Annotated in this window: 1 protein-coding gene; it reads right to left on the reverse strand. The window is 66.2% G+C overall.

Going from position 1 to position 2,212, the window contains the following annotated elements; translation table 11 throughout:
* Window positions 1-2,212, reverse strand: a 2,212-nt coding sequence (locus tag AC1DEK_RS30055) for an autotransporter-associated beta strand repeat-containing protein (protein WP_478128977.1), incomplete at both ends; no start/stop codon positions are given.

Here is a 2,212-nt window from a genome sequence, read left to right on the forward strand (position 1 = left end):
GTCGTCCCCGCATCGGTCTGGATGCTGCCGTTGTTGGGAGTGATCGTGACCGCGCGGCCCGACGTGAAACTCGCACTGGTTTCCAAAGTGCCGCCATCCAGCGCCACGCCACCCGCGGCCGCACCTAGGTTGGCATCTGCGCCGACCGAAAGCGTGCCGCCCGAGATGGTCGTTCCTCCCGTGTAGGTGTTGGCCCCGGAAAGGACCAGCGTGCCTAGGTCTGTCTTGTCGATTTGCACGGCTCCGCTCAACACCGAGTTGATGGTGGCGACATAGCCCGCGCCCGCACCCGTTCCGTCACCCACCCGGATGGTTGTGATGCCCGGCACGGTGGCCTCGGTCTCCACCAGCGCGATCGGGTCTCCCTGCAGCACGTAGCCGCTGCTTGCGAACTGCATTCCCGACGCCGTCACTGCACCCGGCCCGTTGTCGATCGTGACGGTGCCGGGCGTGGCCGTGAACACCGCGAAGGACCCGTCGGAGAACGGCGCGTTGACCGAACCATCCGCCGTCGTCCAGTTGTCGTTGCCCGCCGAGCCCTGCCAGATGCCCGTGCCGCCATCAACGACGTTGTTGTTCTTCGGCCCTGCGGCTCCGTCCCAGTAGCTCAGCGTCAGCCCGTTGGTGTTGATCAGATTGACCTGATTGGCCACTGAGGTCTGGATGAACGAGCCTGTTGCGGGCGCCGTGCCGACGACGAGTCCGTTGTCGGTCAAGGTGCCGCCGTAGTTGATGACGCGGTACAGGCCCGGGCCGAACGTGCCGCCGGCGGATGTTGTGACGTTGAGCGTGCCATCGAGAGTCAAGTTTCCGCCGACCACTGTCAGGTCATTGAGCGCGCCGCCGACCGTACCGGCCTGCCCGAATTCATAGTTCAGGACGGAGGTGCCACTCAGCGCCAGATTCCCTGCGATCGTCAGCGTTCCCGGTGATGCGCCGGGCGCCAGGGTTCCGTCTGCAATCGCGACGTTGCCGCCGATCGTGCCGTGGCCGCCGAGGATGCCGCCCGTCGATACGTTGAGCGTGCTAGTCGTCCCACCCAAGTTGCCATCGACCCGCAGCATGCCGTTCGTGACATTGGTTGTGCCTGAGAAGGTGCCGCTGTCGCCCGTCAGCTGCGTGGTTCCGGCGCCGATCTGGTTGATGGCGCCGGCGCCGCCGATCGCGCCAGCAAAGGTGATGGCGTTGGAGCGGTTGAAAGACAGCGTGCCATTGTTGGCGACGTCGCCGACGATGCTCCCGGTGATGCCGCCGGCACCCAGTTGCAGCGTGCCTGCCGAGATCGTCGTGCCGCCCGTGTAGGTGCTGTCGCCCGTCAGCGTCGTCGTCCCTGCGCCGATCTGGTTGACTGCGCCGGTGCCTGTGATCGTGCCCGCAAAGGTCAAGGTATCGCTGCGGTTGAAAGACAGCGTGCCGTTGTCGGTGACATCGCTGGTGATACTGCCAGTCGTTCCGCCATTGCCCAACTGCAATGTGCCCGCCGAGATCGTCGTGCCGCCCGTATACGTGTTGTCGGCTGTCAGCGTGGTGGTCCCGCCGCCGATCTGGTTGACATTGCCGGAGCCACTGATCGCGCCCCCGAAGGTCCAGGCACTCCCATGGCCGAGCGCCAGCGTGCCATTGTTGGTGACATCACCCACGATCGAACCGGTGAGCCCGCTGGTGGTGCCAAGCTGCAGGGTGCCCGCCGAGATCGTCGTGCCACCAGCGTAGGTGCTGTCGGCCGTCAGCGTGGTTGTCCCTGCGCCGACCTGGTTGACCGCGCCGGTGCCTGTGATCGCGCCCGCAAAGGTCAAGGCATCGCTGCGGTTGAACGACAGCGTGCCGTTGTCGGCGACGTTGCCCGTGATGCTGCCAGTCGTGCCGCCATTGCCCAACTGCAGCGTGCCGGCCGAGATCGTCGTGCCACCGGCGTAGGTGTTGTCCGCGGTCAGTGTGGTGGTCCCTGCGCCGATCTGGTTGACTGCGCCGGTGCCGGTGATCGCGCCCGCATAGGTCAAGGCATCGCTGCGGTTGAACGACAGCGTGCCGTTGTTGGTGACATCGCCGACGATGCTCCCGGCGGTGCCGCCGGCACCCAGTTGCAAGGTGCCCGCCGAGATCGTCGTGCCACCGGTGTAGGCGCTGTCGCCCGTCAGCGTCAGCGCGGCGATGCCGTTCTTGATCAAACCGCCCGTGCCGCTGAGTGCCCCGCCGAAGGTCGTATCGGCGG

It is taken from the genome of Variovorax sp. 10N420 (genome assembly GCF_056394705.1).